The 15,547-nt window shown below is 68.4% G+C and carries 17 protein-coding genes; 8 read left to right on the forward strand and 9 right to left on the reverse strand.

Going from position 1 to position 15,547, the window contains the following annotated elements; translation table 11 throughout:
• Nucleotides 1–35 precede the first annotated feature (35 nt).
• A complete protein-coding gene (locus ACFO60_RS26430; RefSeq protein ID WP_380844700.1) occupies nt 36–1,181 on the forward strand; it encodes a hypothetical protein in 1,146 nt (381 codons plus the stop codon).
• A gap of 117 nt (nt 1,182–1,298) precedes the next feature.
• Here the strand turns inward: ACFO60_RS26430 and ACFO60_RS26435 are convergent, their stop codons facing one another.
• The 3 genes from ACFO60_RS26435 to mca are packed head-to-tail and all read right to left on the reverse strand — an operon-like array spanning nt 1,299 to nt 2,828.
• Nucleotides 1,299–1,637, reverse strand: a complete 339-nt coding sequence (locus ACFO60_RS26435; RefSeq protein ID WP_380844703.1) for a GNAT family N-acetyltransferase — start codon at nt 1,635–1,637, stop codon at nt 1,299–1,301.
• Nucleotides 1,638–1,666: 29 nt separating this feature from the next.
• On the reverse strand, nt 1,667–1,909 hold the full coding sequence (locus ACFO60_RS26440; protein WP_380844706.1) for a hypothetical protein: 243 nt from the start codon (nt 1,907–1,909) through the stop codon (nt 1,667–1,669).
• A gap of 34 nt (nt 1,910–1,943) precedes the next feature.
• A complete protein-coding gene (gene mca, locus ACFO60_RS26445) occupies nt 1,944–2,828 on the reverse strand; it encodes a mycothiol conjugate amidase Mca (RefSeq protein ID WP_380844709.1) in 885 nt (294 codons plus the stop codon).
• A 131-nt stretch (nt 2,829–2,959) separates the two neighbouring features.
• Between mca and ACFO60_RS26450 the strand changes: the two genes are divergently transcribed.
• The 3 genes from ACFO60_RS26450 (at nt 2,960) to ACFO60_RS26460 (ending at nt 5,817) form a co-directional block, all read left to right on the forward strand.
• Entirely contained in the window at nt 2,960–3,391 is a 432-nt protein-coding gene (locus tag ACFO60_RS26450; protein WP_380844712.1) for a DUF4307 domain-containing protein, read from the forward strand.
• A gap of 89 nt (nt 3,392–3,480) precedes the next feature.
• Nucleotides 3,481–3,981, forward strand: a complete 501-nt coding sequence (gene greA, locus ACFO60_RS26455) for a transcription elongation factor GreA (protein WP_380844715.1) — start codon at nt 3,481–3,483, stop codon at nt 3,979–3,981.
• 291 nt (nt 3,982–4,272) lie between these two features.
• Nucleotides 4,273–5,817: a C40 family peptidase gene (locus ACFO60_RS26460; RefSeq protein ID WP_380844718.1), complete on the forward strand. Its 1,545-nt coding sequence runs from the start codon at nt 4,273–4,275 to the stop codon at nt 5,815–5,817.
• Nucleotides 5,818–5,994: 177 nt separating this feature from the next.
• Here the strand turns inward: ACFO60_RS26460 and ACFO60_RS26465 are convergent, their stop codons facing one another.
• Nucleotides 5,995–6,288, reverse strand: a complete 294-nt coding sequence (locus ACFO60_RS26465) for a hypothetical protein (protein WP_380844721.1) — start codon at nt 6,286–6,288, stop codon at nt 5,995–5,997.
• A 387-nt stretch (nt 6,289–6,675) separates the two neighbouring features.
• Nucleotides 6,676–7,986 carry a hypothetical protein gene (locus ACFO60_RS26470; RefSeq protein ID WP_380844724.1) on the reverse strand — a complete coding sequence of 437 codons (1,311 nt, stop codon included), beginning with the start codon at nt 7,984–7,986 and terminating at the stop codon, nt 6,676–6,678.
• Between the two features lie 675 nt (nt 7,987–8,661).
• On the opposite strand from ACFO60_RS26470, the gene ACFO60_RS26475 reads away from it, so the two are divergent.
• Nucleotides 8,662–9,237: a TOPRIM nucleotidyl transferase/hydrolase domain-containing protein gene (locus ACFO60_RS26475; RefSeq protein WP_380844727.1), complete on the forward strand. Its 576-nt coding sequence runs from the start codon at nt 8,662–8,664 to the stop codon at nt 9,235–9,237.
• A 118-nt stretch (nt 9,238–9,355) separates the two neighbouring features.
• Here the strand turns inward: ACFO60_RS26475 and ACFO60_RS26480 are convergent, their stop codons facing one another.
• Nucleotides 9,356–10,204: a nuclear transport factor 2 family protein gene (locus tag ACFO60_RS26480; RefSeq protein ID WP_380844730.1), complete on the reverse strand. Its 849-nt coding sequence runs from the start codon at nt 10,202–10,204 to the stop codon at nt 9,356–9,358.
• Between the two features lie 102 nt (nt 10,205–10,306).
• Between ACFO60_RS26480 and ACFO60_RS26485 the strand changes: the two genes are divergently transcribed.
• Together ACFO60_RS26485 and ACFO60_RS26490 are read left to right on the forward strand one after the other, a co-directional pair.
• Nucleotides 10,307–10,921 (forward strand): TetR/AcrR family transcriptional regulator, encoded by a 615-nt coding sequence (locus tag ACFO60_RS26485; protein ID WP_380844733.1) that lies wholly within the window; start codon nt 10,307–10,309, stop codon nt 10,919–10,921.
• 317 nt (nt 10,922–11,238) lie between these two features.
• Nucleotides 11,239–12,672 (forward strand): hypothetical protein, encoded by a 1,434-nt coding sequence (locus ACFO60_RS26490; protein ID WP_380844736.1) that lies wholly within the window; start codon nt 11,239–11,241, stop codon nt 12,670–12,672.
• A gap of 150 nt (nt 12,673–12,822) precedes the next feature.
• On the opposite strand, the gene ACFO60_RS26495 is transcribed toward ACFO60_RS26490, so the two are convergent.
• Nucleotides 12,823–13,023, reverse strand: coding sequence for a DUF397 domain-containing protein (locus ACFO60_RS26495; RefSeq protein ID WP_380844739.1), 201 nt, complete (start codon nt 13,021–13,023; stop codon nt 12,823–12,825).
• Nucleotides 13,014–13,817, reverse strand: coding sequence for a helix-turn-helix domain-containing protein (locus ACFO60_RS26500; RefSeq protein WP_380844741.1), 804 nt, complete (start codon nt 13,815–13,817; stop codon nt 13,014–13,016). The genes ACFO60_RS26495 and ACFO60_RS26500 overlap by 10 nt, the downstream gene beginning before the upstream one ends.
• Before the next feature lie 289 nt (nt 13,818–14,106).
• Here ACFO60_RS26500 and ACFO60_RS26505 point away from each other — a divergent pair, with 289 nt between their 5' ends.
• Nucleotides 14,107–14,571, forward strand: coding sequence for an ATP-binding protein (locus ACFO60_RS26505; RefSeq protein WP_380844744.1), 465 nt, complete (start codon nt 14,107–14,109; stop codon nt 14,569–14,571).
• A 38-nt stretch (nt 14,572–14,609) separates the two neighbouring features.
• On the opposite strand, the gene ACFO60_RS26510 is transcribed toward ACFO60_RS26505, so the two are convergent.
• On the reverse strand, nt 14,610–15,218 hold the full coding sequence (locus tag ACFO60_RS26510; protein ID WP_380844747.1) for an acyl-CoA-like ligand-binding transcription factor: 609 nt from the start codon (nt 15,216–15,218) through the stop codon (nt 14,610–14,612).
• Nucleotides 15,219–15,547 lie beyond the last annotated feature (329 nt).

Below are 15,547 nucleotides of genomic sequence, written 5' to 3' on the forward strand. Positions count from 1 at the left end.
TCGCCTCGCCGCAGGGGGGCGTAGGCTCACGGGACGTGACAGCCGATCTGGACTCCGTCTGCGAACACGCAGGTAGGCCCGCGGCCCGCCTCACCCGGCGGGACGTCGCCCGGGCGTTGCTCGCCATCCCGAGCGGGCAGGCGCTGGTGGCGATCCCCGACCTCCGCCGCGCGATGCTGGCGGAGGGCAACCCTCTGTCGGCCGCGTTCTGGGACTCCGCGAAGGCCACGCTCGCCGGCATCGAGAACGGCGTGGCGACGGTCGGCGACGTCCAGAGATGGCTGGAGGCGACCGGCACCGAGCCCATACTGATCACCCGCGGCTACTTCATCTGGCCCGAGGAGGGCGAACGCGGCCCGGTGGCGACCGAACTGCACGACCGGCTGGTCGCCCACCTCGAAGAGCGCGTCGAGAGCGGCGAGATCGACCCCGACCGGCTGGCGGCCGGCGACACGGAGGCCCGCGAGGTCTACGAGCGCGTCCAGGACCACTGGCTGGCCACACCCCTGCCCGACGGCCGGGTGCCCAGCGCCGTCGTCGGCGAAGAGCTGGACGAGGAGCTGTTCGCCACCTGGGACGAGGAGGAGGCCTTCGCGCTCGGCGAGCTGCGCCGGGTGCTGGCCGACCTGCCCGAGCCGTCCTTCCCCGCGGCCGAGCTCGAGGCCGCCGCCCGGCGGCTGCGCGCCCTGCTGGCCGAGCCCGGGTACCCCGGCAACGTGCTGCGCGCGTGCGCCGGCCTGGACGGCGAACCGCTGCCCGAGAGCGACACCGAGCTGTGGCTCATGGTCGCCGCCGGGGTCGCCTCGCCCGTCTCCGACCTGCAGGACGACGACGAGCACCAGTTCTGGGACCTCGAAGGCGAGCTGAGCGAGGAGGACGCCGCGCTGGCCGCCCTCTGCACCATCCACCACGCCGACTGGCTCGCCACCGTGGCCGCCCTCGCCCGGCGCGGCCCGGGAGTGCTGGCCTCGCCCGAGCGCATCGCCCGGCTCGTCGCCGAGTCCGACGACATCGACGTCGACATGGACGACCCGGAGGACCTGGAGACCACCGAGACGCTGTTCACCTCGGTCACGCCGCTGTGGCAGCAGCTCGGCATCGTGGACGACAAGGCCATCCTCACCCGGCTCGGCTGGTGGGGCCTGCCCAAGTCCCTGGAACGGGCGTGGGCCCCCGAGTGAGACGAGCGCGCCCTACGGCGCGCGGATCCCTGGCCGGACCGGTCTCGCGACACGACTCAGAGCCGTGGCCTGGTCTGAGGGCCGAGGCCTGGTCGCACGGACGGGCGGGCAGGGCTCTCAGTTACCGGGCTCCGCCGGTTCGGCGGGATGCACGGGCGCGGCGGACGCCGCCTTCGCGACCAGGTCGCCGTACTCGGGGTGGTGCTCGATGTAGCGGGCCACGAACGGGCAGATCGGCACGACGGAGGCGCCCGCGGCCCGCGCGCCGTCCAGGGCGCCGCGGATCAGGCGGCTGCCGAGGCCCTGCCCCTCGAACTCGCCGCCGATCTCGGTGTGGGTGAAGACCAGCCGGTCGGCCCTGTGGTGGTACTCGGCGAAGCCGGCGAGCCTGCCGCCCACCGTGATCTCGTAGCGTCCGGCGGCAGGGTTGTCGGTCACCTCGACCGTCTCGTTCATGCGGGGCGTCCTTCTCGCGAGGGCGACGGTCAGCGGGACCCGTTGGCCCGCGGCTCGGTGCCCGTGGTGTCGGCGCGGTCGGCCTTGTCCAGATCGGCCTCGTACGGAACCTCGATCTTGGACATCTGCTTGTTCATGGACTTCACCAGGAAGTACAACGCGACACCGATGGCGGCCACCACGAGGAAGCCGATGAGGCCGGGCCCGACCGGGGTGGCCGGGGCGGCGACGGCCCCCTGGACGGCGGTTGCGTGTGCGGCGAAATCAGTCACGGGTCAAGTCTGCCACCTGGGGGCCGCCCCCTTCTCAGCGGTTGGCGTGTGTCACCTCGTCGGCGTGGATGCCCGCGAACAGGTCGTCCTCGGGAAGCCCGGCGTCGACCAGCGACCGCGCGAGGTGGTAGTCCTCGGTCGGCCAGATCTCCTCCTGCAGGTCGCGCGGGCACACGAACCAGAAACCGTCGGGGTCGACCTGGGTGGCGTGGGCGAGCAGCGCCCTGTCGCGGGTCTCGAAGTAGTCGCCGCACGGGACCCGCGTGGTGACCTCCCACTTCTGCGGGCGGTCCTCCCAGCGGGCGATCCAGTCGCCGTAGGGGGAGCCGATGCCGCGCTCGGTCATCGCCTGGTGCAGCGCCTCGAAGCGCGCCCGGGTGAAGCCCATGTGGTAGTAGAGCTTGAGCGGCTGCCACGGCTCGCCGTGACCGACGTAGCGGTCGGGGTCGCCCGCCGCGTCGAAGGCCTCCACCGACACCTTGTTGGTCATGATGTGGTCGGGGTGCGGGTAGCCGCCGTCGTCGTCGTACGTCAAGATCACATGCGGCCTGAACGCCCGGACGGCCGCGACGAGCGGGGCGGCGGCCACCTCCAGCGGCTGCACCGCGAAACAACCCTCGGGCAGCGGCTCGGTCTCGTCCTCCGGCAGGCCGGAGTCGATGAACCCCAGGAAGCTCTGCCGGACGCCGAGGATCTCGCGCGCCCGCTCCATCTCCTGGCGGCGCACCTCGGTGATGTTCTCAAGGATGTCCGGCAGCTCCATCTTGGGATTCAAGATCGAACCACGCTCGCCACCGGTGAGGGTGCAGACGAGGACGTCGGCGCCTTCTGCCACATAGCGTGCCATCGTGGCGGCGCCCTTGCTCGACTCGTCGTCGGGGTGGGCGTGAACGGCCATCAATCTCAGTGGTGCACTCACGGGTCGGTTCTCCTCAAGTGTCCAGGCCGGGCTCCCCCGGAGGGGCTGTTCCGGGGGCGGCGCGTAGAGCGGAGCCTCCGCAGGGGACAATTGTCTCGTGCAACGACAAGGGACCGCTGGGAGATTCCACCATGGCCGATAGAGTCGTTGGTTCGCACGTCGACCAGCCGATCCTAGGGACCCCAGACTCCTTTCCGGAGCGTCGCCCCACTTCTGGGCGCACCGGACGAACCATTGCCTACGTCGTCATCGGGATCTTTATCGCGATCGCGATGGGCGGCTGGGGCTACGTCATGATGACCGCGCGCGGAAATCCGGACATCCTCACGATCGCTTTCACGGTCGACGGCCCGAGCTCCGTCACGATAACCTTCCAGGCGCACAAGCCCGCCGACCGCGCGGCGGTGTGCAGGCTCCGGGCCACCGACGTGGATCACGTCGAGGTGGGCACCCGTGACGTCACGATCCCCCCCGGGGAGGAGGACGTCCGGCTGACCGAGCGCGTCGACACCAGCGCGCGAGCCACATCCGGCCACGTGCAGTACTGCTATCTCGTACAATGAGACTTTTGGGAAAGCGTCCGGCCGGGTTAATTTGTTAGTCTCCCGGAATTCGGACGCTCGCAACTCAGACGAGTACGCAAGGAGAACCCGTGGTCGACTCCCGCGAAGAGAACGTCACCTGGCTGACCCAGGAGGCGTACGACCGCCTGAAGGCGGAGTTCGAGTATCTCTCGGGGCCCGGGCGCGTCGACATCGCCAAGAAGATCGAAGCCGCCCGCGAAGAAGGCGACCTCAAGGAGAACGGCGGGTACCACGCGGCCAAGGAGGAGCAGGGCAAGATGGAGGGCCGCATCCTCCAGCTCCGCCAGCTCCTCGACCAGGCGAGGGTCGGCGAGGCGCCCCGCGCCGAAGGCGTCGTGGGCCCTGGCATGACCGTGACCATCCGGTTCGACGGTGACGACGACGAGGTCACCTTCCTGCTGGCCTCCCGCGAGGAGAGCGGCGCGCCGATCGATGTCTACTCGCCCCGCTCCCCGCTGGGCGCCGCCATCAACGGCAAGAAGATCGGAGAGAGGGCCACGTACACCCTGCCCAACGGCCGGCAGAACACCGTGGAGATCCTCGAAGCCGTCCCCTACATCGGCAACTGATCCCGCCCGCCGTCCCCACCGGAGGACGCCTCGCCGCACACCCAGATCCGCCGGAGCCCGGCTCCGGCGGATCACGACTGTCCGGGCCGCCCATGGTGTCCGTGACGCCTGGCGGCGAATCGCCGGACATCCGGCGGTGGCTCAGGGACAATCAGGCACTGACGGGGACGACCGACGTGTGATCCACCCGGAACCGCCTGGACGTTCCGGCCGACATACGGCACGCTCGTTGGTGCTCGACCGCGAAGACTTTGAGCTCGACCACGCAGATGACGCGAAAAGGGGGAGAAGGTGCTCGATCGGCGACCGCGTGGCTCGACCGCCGTCCGAGCGAACCTCACCCGCGGCGTGGGCGCCGTCCAGGGGTACCTGGGCGGCGCGCTGGCCGAGGTCCGCGAAGACCTCAGCTATCACCCGCGCATCCCGCGCCGGCGCCGCGCCGTGGCGCGGGTGCAGCGCCGCACGGTCGCGGTCATCGCCACCGGGCTGGTCGCCGTGCTCGCCGTCGACCTCATGGTCTTCGGTGAGCTGAGCAAGAGGGAGGCGCAGAGCGCGGCGGCGGCCCGCGGGCGGGACACCGCCGAACGCGGCGCGGGGTACGTCGCGGCCACCCGCGATCTCGCCGTCACCCGCGGCCTGAAGGTCACGCGCGCCCCCGCGGCCGCGGGAGCCCCGGTCACCGCCCCTCCGGTCGCCTCGGAGGGGTCGTCCACCGCTCCGGACGCCAAGGGAGGTCCCGCCACCGCGGGTCCGGCGGCCACGGGCGGCACGTCGACGACGGGCGGCACGGCGACCGCCGGCGGGTCCTCCGCCCACCAGAGGCCTCCGGCCGGTGATCCTCCGCAGTCGACCACGCGCTCGCAGGTCGCGCCGCTGGCCGAACTGCGCAAACCGCACCTGTTCGTCGTCACGCCCCGCCCGCTGACCGCCGCCGCCGTCCATCGGGTCCGGGCGAGCAGCGGGGTCAAGTCCGCCGAGGTCGTGGATGCCGCCGACGTCATGATGGGCGGCAAGCGCGTGCAGACCATGGGCGTGAACCCCTCGACTTTCCGTGCCTACACGCCGCGCGCCACCGCCCGCTCCGACGTCTTGTGGAACAGCGTCGCGGCCGGGGACGTCGCGGTGTCCTTCGTCCTCGGCAACGACGGCGGCGTGCCCCTGGGCTCCATGGTGAGCGGGGGTGGCCGCGACCTCCGTGTGGGCGCGTACGCCACCATGGGCATGGGCATGATCAACGCGGTCGTCTCCCGCGACGTGGCCAGGTCTCTCGGCATCCCGCGGAACAACGCGCTGGTCGTCAGCGCACCCGGCGCCGACTCGACCCGGCTGCGCCTCCGTCTGCTCAAGGTCCTGCCCAAGGGCAGCCAGGTCGCCCTGATCAACCCCGTGCTCACCCCGCCCTCCCAGACGCGCACGAACTGGCCGGCCAGCTCTTTCATGTCCACCGAACAGCTCCGCGTCGCCCTGACGGCCGCCGTGAGCAAGCTCGGCCGCCCGTACGTCTGGGGCGCCGAGGGGCCGGACACCTTCGACTGCTCCGGGCTCGTGCAGTGGGCGTTCGGCCAGGCGGGTGTGCGGATGCCGCGGGTGACCCACCAGCAGTGGGTGACCGGGCCGCAGATCCCCCTGTCGCAGGCGCAGCCGGGCGACCTGCTGTTCTGGCGCAGCGACCCGACGAACCCGGGCTACATCTCCCACGTGGCCATCTACTGGGGAGACGGCAAGATGCTGCAGGCTCCTCGCACCGGCGACGTCGTCAAGATCTCCCCCGTCTCCACCAGAAACCTCGCCGGCGTCGTCCGCGTGAGCCCCAACGTAGCCGCCCGCGTCCGCTGACCGGGCACAGTGTCTGGTACGGCCACCGCGAGGCGTTCGTGGCCGTCTGGAGGGGGTGGAGGTGGGGGTTGGGGGAGCGGAGGCTTTCGTCCGCGGACGACAAATGACCCGCACCATGACGCGAGACATGCTCACACGCCACAGCACAGGTCCATTTTCACGAGGTCAAGCTGAGGATCAGCTCTTGTCGCGGATCACATCGTAGTCGACGAAGGCGATCGTGCCTTCGCACAGCTCGGCCATTCGCGCGGTGAACTGGTCGGTCTCCGGCAGCTTGTTGCTGCGCTGAGCGTCCTCGTAGGTGGGGAATTCGAGGATGGCCATGTAGTGGTCGGACCGGGCGTGGTGCTTTGCCACGATCTCGTGCTTCACAGGGCTCTTGCTCTGCGTCTGCGTACGCCACTCGTTCATGAGTGTCTCGACTTCGCCGGCGCGCTTGGTGTCGTATTCGAGGATCTGTACAACGCTCATAAAATGCCTTCCTTTTCGGGGGTACATCTCTTACTAGATACCCTGACGGGCTAAATAGCAAGAAAATGCGCCAAAAATCGGGTGATTCCCCTGTCGGCGTAAGCCGGAAAAGCGGCGGCGCGTCGCGTGAGGGTGAGGTGAAAGCGGGGTCTTCGATACGACGACTCGCAGGTGGAGCGGAGTTTTCCGGGCTGAAATCCGGGGCGAGTGCGAGGGCTTGACCGGCGAAACCGGGACCCTGACTCCATTATCGCCGAACGAGCTGAATATCGGTTTTCCGGAATCTCGCCTATACTCACACGACTTACGCGGCACCTTGCGTATAACGTGCGCGCGAAGCGCGAACGGCGCAGGGCCGGGTGGCCCTGCGCCGGACGCGCTCCTCGGTCAGCCGGCCAGGCGGCAGCCGTCGGTGGTCTTGCCGTTGTTGCAGTGATTCAGCTGGAGACTGTCCAGAAGGTAGGCGAACGTCTGCCCCGAGGGGCTCACCACCGACAACTGGACGCTGGTGGCGCCGGTGGGCGCGAGTGCCGAGACGGCGTATTCCTGCCAGCTCGAGGTGAGGGCGTTGAGGGGGCCGTCGGTCGAGGAGAGCAGCGTGTTGGAGGAGTTGTACCAGGACAGGCGCAGTTTCACGTTGCCGGAGGTGCCGGTCGTCAGGCGGGCGAAGAACTTGTACCGCTGCCCGGCCGTCACCGAAGGCTTGCGGGTGACCGAGACGAGCCCCTCGGCGTGCGACTGCACGTTCATGGTCAGCGACCGGCGCCCGTCGTAGTACCTGGCCGACACCTGGGCGTCCGTCCCCGGCGGCGTGACCTGCATCCAGCCGCCGCCCGAGGGGGTGAAGGCCGACGGGTATCCGTACGGAGCCTCGGCCTCGATCGTGCGTTCCTGAGCGGTCAGCAGGTCGTTGCTGTACCCCACGTCGCAACATGTGGGCGTGGTGAAGAACGACCAGGCGGCGACGTTGCGCAGGCGGGTGTCGGGATAGTTGGAGGTGTAGAACGTGGCCGAGGTCTCGCTCGGGTCGTAGTAGTTGTTGAACTCCTGGTCCATCTGCCAGTCGTTGTACTGGCTGGTCATGAGGTCGTTCACCGCCAGGGTGTCCGGCACCTCGCTGACCTTCGCGTGGTCCACGTCGTTCAGGTGGACCAGCTCGTGCATCGCGGTGCCGCTGTCCCACTCATCGGCGGCCGCCACGCACACGGCGCCGCAGTAGGCCTGACTGGTTCCGTCGAAGTCCTCGAACACCACGTACTTGCGGTTGGCGTCGTCGTACCCCGCCGCCGCGAGGTCGGCCGCGACGACGTCCGCCGCCGTCTCACCGCCGATCACGCCGGCCTCGATCTTCTCCGGTATCACGAGCGCCTGCGCGTATCCGCTGTAGGTGCTGGTGTTGTACCCGGTCCTGCAACCGAGGTTGATGTGCTGGTCGTAATTCGTGGACTCGTCGAGCAGCCAGTCCATCCGGTCGACGATCTTGGCGATCCGGTCGACATAGGCCGCGTAGTTGTTCCCGTTCTCCTCATGCCAGGCGTAGATCACCTGCACCGCCGGGATGCCGGCCGCCGCGTTCTTGGGATCCGACAGCGTGACGGCACAGCCCCGCTTGGGGACGTTGGCGTCCACCGGCTGCGCGTAGGGCGCGGTCGGCTCTGTGCTGATGGGATCGAAGGCGGCGTGCGCCGGGCTCGCCACTATGAGGCTGATAAGCCCCATTGCCACTAAAGCGGACACGAAACGCCTGAAGTGTAAATACAAAGTGCTCCTCCCGTTGACTGCAATGAAGCCATGCGAAATGGATCATGCAGTTACGGCGAGGTTACACCTATACCAAATTTGTCGCAAAAAATAGGATCTCGTAAATTTTTCCCCTCGCGGCCGGATATTCGAACGCTAGAAGGCCCCCGAGATTTCGCCGCCAAGCTCGCGGTGTGACATGTCGAAAAACGACCGCTCACGGGTTACGGCCGATGTGTGATATGCGGTCTTCATCTCGGGTCGGGAAATCCATGGCCGCCACGCCGATCAACCTGCACGTCGAGGGCCGATTCAGTGAGAATGCGCCCGGGTTCGACTTCTTCGATGAACCTCGCGATCGGTGCTTCACGGCGACAACGCGACACGTCGACCTGTCCTACGCCGGCCGCCGTCACCCCTCGTGATTCCTCCTGATCGAGTCGGTCTTCGGCGAGGGCGGAAAGTCCTCCGGCTCCGGCCGCGCCATCGGGCCTCCGGCGTCCTGGTCATGGCCCGTGGGGCCACATCTCGTGGCAGGCGGACGAAGGCGCGCTCACGCGAGCCAACTGTGGGGGTGACCTTCCGGCGCGTAAAAGGGATGAACCTCGCCCGGTTCGGTGCGAGGGTGGGCCGGTGAGCGACACGCGAACCGTGGTCCTGGTCGAAGGAGTCAGTGACAGGTCGGCCATCGAAGCGCTGGCCGAGCGCCGTGGCCGGAACCTCGCGGCCGAGGGCATCTCCCTTGTGGCGATGGGCGGCGCCACGAACGTCGGAACGTACATCGGCCGGTTCGGGCCCCTCGGTCACGATCTCCGGCTGGCCGGTCTGTGCGACGTCGGAGAGGAACGTCACTTCCGGCGAGGTCTCGAGCGCGCCGGCCTCGGATCCGACCTCAGCCGCGGCGGTCTGGAGGCGCTCGGGTTCTTCGTCTGCGTCGCCGACCTCGAAGACGAGCTGATCCGCGCCCTCGGCACCGCCACGGTCGAGCGCGTCGTCGACGCCGCGGGCGAGCTCGGCTCGTTCCGCACGCTCCAGAGGCAACCCGCATGGCGCGCGGGCACCACCCACGACCAGCTGCGCCGCTTCATGGGATCAGGCAGCGGCCGCAAGATCCGCCTCGCCGGCCCGCTCGTCGCGGCACTCGACCTCGATCACGTGCCCCGGCCCCTGGACATGCTCCTGTCCCACCTGTCAGCCACCCGAAGATAGCGTTCGCGCCGCCTCTGCCCCGCGTGCGCCTCTGGACCGCGCGTGTCTCCGGACTACGCGTGTCTCCGGACTGCGCGCGCGTTTCCGCCGTCGGAGACTTTGCGTGGGGGTGGCGCGGTCACACGTCGCGTCCCATGGCGGCTGCGGCCGCCGGGAGGTTGACGTAGTCGCGCAGACGTACGATCTGCCCATCGCGCACGGTGAGCACGACGATGTTGGGAAGCGCGAACTCGCCGGTGGACGCGCTGGTCCCGAGGGCCTCCTGCTCGACGATGATCGTTTTCGGGTCGCCGGTGTCGTGGACGGCGAGAGTGCGGTAACGCTCGTACTTCAGCGGGCCGGCCTTCCAGCCCGCGGCCATCCAGTTCACGATCTCCTCTCGGCCCTCAAGCCGGGACGGCAGGCCGGGGGCGGTGAACGGGAACTCATGGACCGCGTCGACCGCGTACAGACGGCTCATGCCGTCGGCGGACTGGCTGATGGCGGCCTGGCGCCACCGTTCCAGAACCTCGCGCGGGCCGGCTGCTCGCCCATCGAGCGCCGCAACCTCGCGCGGGCCGGCTTCCTGCCCGCCGAGCGCCGCTCGCCTGGCGGTCACCTTGCGGTAGCTGATCTTCCAGCCGTCGGGCCGGCGCGTGAGGACGTCGTCGTAGACGACGCTGCCGGCCGTTCCGTCCGCCATGATGCCGATGCCCTTGGATCGGACGCGCGCGGAGTGGTCGTCCACCTGAGTGATCACGATGTTGGTGACGTGATGGCCGACCGGGTTGGCGTCGCCCAGCGCGAGCGCCGCGTCGCGTATGGCCTCGGTCCCTCGTAAGGAGCCGAGACCGAGGTCGTCCACGTCGTAGGTGATGTCCGGGGTGAGCAGTTCGAGCGCATCCTCCAGCTTGCCCGCGTCCGTGAGGTGGCCGTGCAGATTGATCAGGTCGTTGATGTCGATCCGGTCTTGTGCCGACAGCGCCATAGGGGTGATCCTCCATGCTCTGAGACGAGTCATGCCATTAAGATGAGGCATGGTCCGGTTAGATGAGGACGGTACCGGACTGTGTCCCCGGTTAGCAAGGGTGTGGTGATCACGCTGGCAGGCCACGAATCGCGGCCGCGTGCCGGACGTCCGAAGCGCGCGGACGCGCGGCGCAACTACGATCAGTTGATCGAGCAGGCGAAACTCGCGTTCGCCGAGTTCGGCGTGGACGCCTCCTTGGACGAGATCGCCCGGCGGGCAGGGGTGGCCAGCGGGACGCTGTACCGGCATTTCCCCACTCGGCTGGACCTCATCGAGGCGGTGCTCGGCGAGCAGATAGCCGAGCTGGTCGACCTCGGCCGCGGGCTGCTGACGGCCGACGACGCGTTCGACGCGCTGTTCGCCTGGTTGCGCGCCGCGATCACGCATTCCCTGACCTACCGGGGTCTCGCGGCCGCCGTGATGAACTCGGCGCTCAATCGCGAGAACGGCCTGGTGTCGACCTGGCATGCGGAGATGTTCGAGGTGGGAGCCGCGTTGCTGACGCGTGCGCGCCGATCGGGTGTGGTCGTCGCGGACGCGGACGAAGCGGATGTGCTGAAGATGATCGGCGCCATCGCCTGGGCCGCCCAGGACGCCTCGGACGGTCCGGCCCAAGCCGACCGCCTGCTCACTCTCCTCATGAACGGCCTGCGCCACGGCGGTGTCCAGCGGTGACCAGGCCGTCTCTCCCGCCGGAACTTCAACGGACGTTCTGCGGACCTTCTGTGACCCGCGCCTGATGCGACATGGTGGCGGCCGGGGAGAATCGGGCGATCGTCACCTATGGTGCAAATCCCCGTAAATGGTCCATCGATTCGTGGTCTGTTGTGTGGAAACCTCCACGTCCGGGGCTTCGCGACAGGATCACGTGCGGTGCCTGTTTCCGGATGGCCGACAATCGGAGGCCGCGTAGATGCTGCTGAATTGTTAGCTCGATTACGGCGGTGACGGGATTTGATGGAACGTACCAATGGCCGGCGGCTGGAGGACGTGTGACCACTCAGAAGATTCCCACCATGGAAGACGCCCTGGCGGTCGTCCAGCGAGATCAGCCGGTCGACCGGACGCTGGATCTCCCGCCGCTCCAGGTCAACGCCAAGCATGGTGACGTGCTCGGTCTCAGCGACCAGGAAGTGACGGTCCGGCTCGCGAGCATCTACCGGATCGCCGGTCACGACCCCGCTCTCGCCCAGCGGTTGACCGACACGCAACTGCGCCTCTGGCTGCTGTACGCGGTGAATCTGCTGGCGGTGAACCGCGAGGCCGTCCCCGGGTTCGACTTCAAGGGGGCGCTGACGTGGCTGGTGAACAACATGCCCGCCGAGCCGGTGATGCCCGCCCCGAACCGCCGCGAGTTCGAGTTACAGGTGCTCGGCCGCACGCGATGGCTGCGGACGGCGCTGAAGGCGAAGGTGGCCCGGCTTCCCGATCAGGTGCGGCAGCAGGCCGCCGCCTGCTACGGTCCTCCGCCCTCGAACCCCAATGTCCCGAGCGGGCCCGGGGCTTCCAGCGAACAGACGCCGCCGCTCGACAAGGACCTTCTCCGCAAAGAGCTCCTGCCGAAGCTGCAGAACCTCCTGCTGAACCATGTCGTGCAGTGGAGCCGGCCGTCGGGGCGGGAACCCAGATTCCAGCAATGGGAAGATCTCGGCCTGATCGCGCGACTCGCCCAGACCGTGGCCTGGCAGACGCTCCAGCCGTACGCGGCGGCGCGCGAGGACGGCCCCTTCTTCACAGGGTTCGACTACTTCTCGAAGATCTACGACAAGACGAGGACGTTGCCGACCGAGCAGGATCTCGTCAAGCATCTGATGAACCGGGCCTACGTGGCCGGCGAGGACACCTCGGCGGGCAAGTCGGTGTTCACCCTCGCCGGATACGACTCCATGCGCTCGGATGACAGGGTCTTCCTGTTCAAGACGCTCGGCCAGTGGATCGCCGAACAGCCCTCGGTGCGCAGGCTCGCGATCTACTTCTTCCAGCACATCGGCTCCAGCACCCACGCGGGTACGGATGGCGGCGGCGTCGGCCTGGTCACCGAGTTCAGGACCGACCGGCCTGAGTCGCAGGCACGCTGGGAGACCATCGAGACGATCGTCCACGAGATGGCGCACAACCTCATCCACCCGAATCTCCTCGCGCAGGTGGACAAGGTGCGCAGGCCCATGGTGATCAAGGAGGGCTTCATCGAGGTGGTCACCAGGGAGGTGTTCAACTGGATGATCGACAACGGGAGCGAGGCGTCCACGAAACGGCTGATGATGGGAGTGGAGGGGCAACTGGTGCCGCCGGTCAGGAAGACCACGCTGGGCTACGCCGAGAGCGGTGTGTACGCGGACCAGATCTTCCAGCTCGTCGGCCGCGAGCGGTTCCTCACGGCCTTCTTCACGGGGGACATCGAGCTGGTCGGCCTGTCACCGAGCTGATCACGGGGTCTGCGAGCCCGAGGCCGGAGGCCGAACGGCTTCCGGCCTCGGCGCTTCTCGTACCGACCGCCGCCCCGCGACGTCGCCGCACGTTGCCGATGCGTGCCCGTTCACTCGTGGCCATGCGTGCGCGTCTGGTCCCCGGGAGGGCTACTCGCTGGTGAGTTCGGCGCCCTTCAGGCTGCGGACGAAGGTGTGCCACTCGTCGGAGGTGAAGCGCAGCATGGGCCCGGCCGGGTTCTTGCTGTCTCGTACCGCCAAGCCACCGGTGAGGGACGCGACCTCCACGCAGGCGCCGCCGTTGCCGCTGCTGTACGACGACTTGCGCCAGTGCAGGTTGGTCACTTCCATGTCTCTGCCACCTTTGTCATCAGCTCGATGGATTGTCGTGCCGGAAGCGCTTCGGCTCGCAGGGATTCCCACAGGCATTTCAGAGCCGCTACGTCGGGGGCGTGCTCGATGACGTCGCCGCTCAGCGCATTGTCCACGTAGACGACCTCGCGTCCCTCGAAAGTCGTGACGACGAGGGGTCCGGCGAGGCCAGGATAAGCACCGGCATCGAGGGGCACAATCTGTATTACGACCCGGGGACGCTTCGCGACTTCCAGCAGATGCGTGATCTGGTCGAGCATCACCTGAGGCCCGCCGATCGGGCGGCGCAGCACCCCCTCGTCCAAGACGATGACGAACATGGGCGGTGCATCTCCGTTCAGGATTCGCTGGCGGGCCAGTCGCGCCTCCACCTGGTCGTCGACATCGAACTGCCTCCCCGACTTTGTGATCACTTCGCGGGCGTATGGCTCGATTTGCAGCAGCCCGGGCACGAGCAGTGGCTCGTACCAGAGCAGAGACGTCGCCCTCCCCTCGATCAGCAACCACTTGCCGACCCACTCGGGGGGCATGGCCTTGCAGACGAGGTCCTGGGCGAGGCGGGTGAGGATGCCGCCGGTTTCCAGGGTGCGGTCGCAGCGTTCGGCGAAGTCCGGTTTGGGGACTCTGCGGGCGGTCTCGACCATGGCGACGAAGGACGGCGAGTAGCCGACGATCGCGGTGGCGAGCTGTGCCTGGCTGAGGCCGGCGGCCTCGCGGGCCTGCCGCAATTCCCTGGCGAAGAATTCGAGCGGTGTCATGCGGTTGCCGTTCACGATCCCCTCACAGACGTTCACGGAATTGTCGCCCCGGTCACCCTTTCGAGGTGCGCCCGGCGCCTTTGGTCGGACCCTAGGACGCTGGTCGGGAACATGGAAGGGGTGAGGGGTTCTTGTGGAATTCCGTCGTACGGGAGAACGGCCCGGATGTCTTTCCGGCTTCACGGCGCCGTATGCATTCCAGTCGAATATGTCGATCCGTCGATAGAACGCCTGTTTTGTACGTGCAGACGATACGCGCGCCGTCCCCTACGTCCCACCGTCACTACAACGGCAAGGAGTGCCGATGCCGGAGACGTCGCAAGGTCTTCGTACCGCCTGCTGGGAAATCGCGGGCGACGCCTCGATCGTGGGCGGGGTCCGCGCCCTGGTGAGGGAGACTCTCGGCGGTTGGGGGCTGTCCCTGCTCGCGGACGACGTCGTTCTCGTCGTCGGAGAGTTGCTGGCGAACGCGCTCTCTCACGGCGAGCCTCCGATCAGGGTCTCGATGTGGGCCGGGGACGGCGACCTGTTCGTGTGGGTCACCGATCACGGCGCCGGGCTGCCGTATCGGCCGGTCCTCGGGCTGGACTCCACGCACGGGCGCGGCCTGGCCATCGTCGCGGCTCTCGCCCACGGTCACGGCGTCACTCCGCTGACCGGCGCCACAGGGAAGACCGTCTGGGCCCGCTGGGGCCACTCGGGGCACGACGACACCACGATCGCCCCGGGGAGGGAAGAGGGGAACTTCCCCCGGGATGCGGTCGTCTAGCGGACGACGGGGCGTGACCACGGCCGGGTAGGGCCGGCTCACAAGGGCAGGCCCTCTTCCAGGAGGCCGAGGACGCGGTCCATCAGGTCGGCCAGGGAATCGGTGCCCTCGGACTCGATCCACTGCTCGATGGCGGCAATCCACGCGCCCACGACGGCGCCGGTGAACACGCGCAGGCGGAAGTCGTCCTCAGGGACACCGGTGCGCTCGGCGATGGCCTCCCTGAGCATGGACATGGTGGCGATCTGCCCCTCCACCTGGCGGGCGCGCAGAGCGGGGATCGACCAGACGAGCTCGATGCGCCGCAGGATCGTCTCCTGCTCGTGGGGGAACACCTCGGCGAAGACCTGGCGGATCGCCGCGCGCATCGCGGCCAGCGGCGTGAGCGTGGCGGGCTGCGCGATGAACGCGGCGGCGATCATGGGGTCGTAGTCGTCCTGGATCACCACGTCTTCCTTGGTGGGGAAGTAGCGGAAGAAAGTGCTCGGCGACACCTCGGCGGCCTCGGCGATCTGCTCGATCGTGGTGGTGTCGTAGCCCTGCTCGACGAACAGCCGCATGGCGTGTTCCTGGATCGTCCGCCGGGTCTTGGCCTTCTTGCGTTCGCGGAGGCCGGGATGCTGCGGGGCGTTCGCGGGAGAGCTCATCTTCCAATTCTCGCGTGAGCGCGCCGGGTGTTCGCCGCGCATGGGCGCCGGGTTCGCCGTACTCCCTTCTCGCCGCCGCGGCGCCTGTCGAGGAGGCGGACGTGGGTGCGGGGGAGGGAGTGCGGGCGGGGTGGGGCGTGCGGGGGGTCGCGGGGGTGGTGGGTCGTGGGGTTGGGGTGGTCGGTCTCGAGTGTGCCGGGTGTCGGCCGCACTTGGGCGCCGGGTCGCCGTATCCCCTTCTCGCCGCCGCGGCGCCTGTCGAGGAGGCGGACGTGGGTGCGGGGGAGGGAGTGCGGGCGGGGTGGGGCAGGTTTGTGGTCAGAGGGGGG

The sequence above is a fragment of the Sphaerisporangium dianthi genome (assembly GCF_042654065.1).
GTDB classification, from domain to species: Bacteria; Actinomycetota; Actinomycetes; order Streptosporangiales; family Streptosporangiaceae; genus Sphaerisporangium; species Sphaerisporangium dianthi.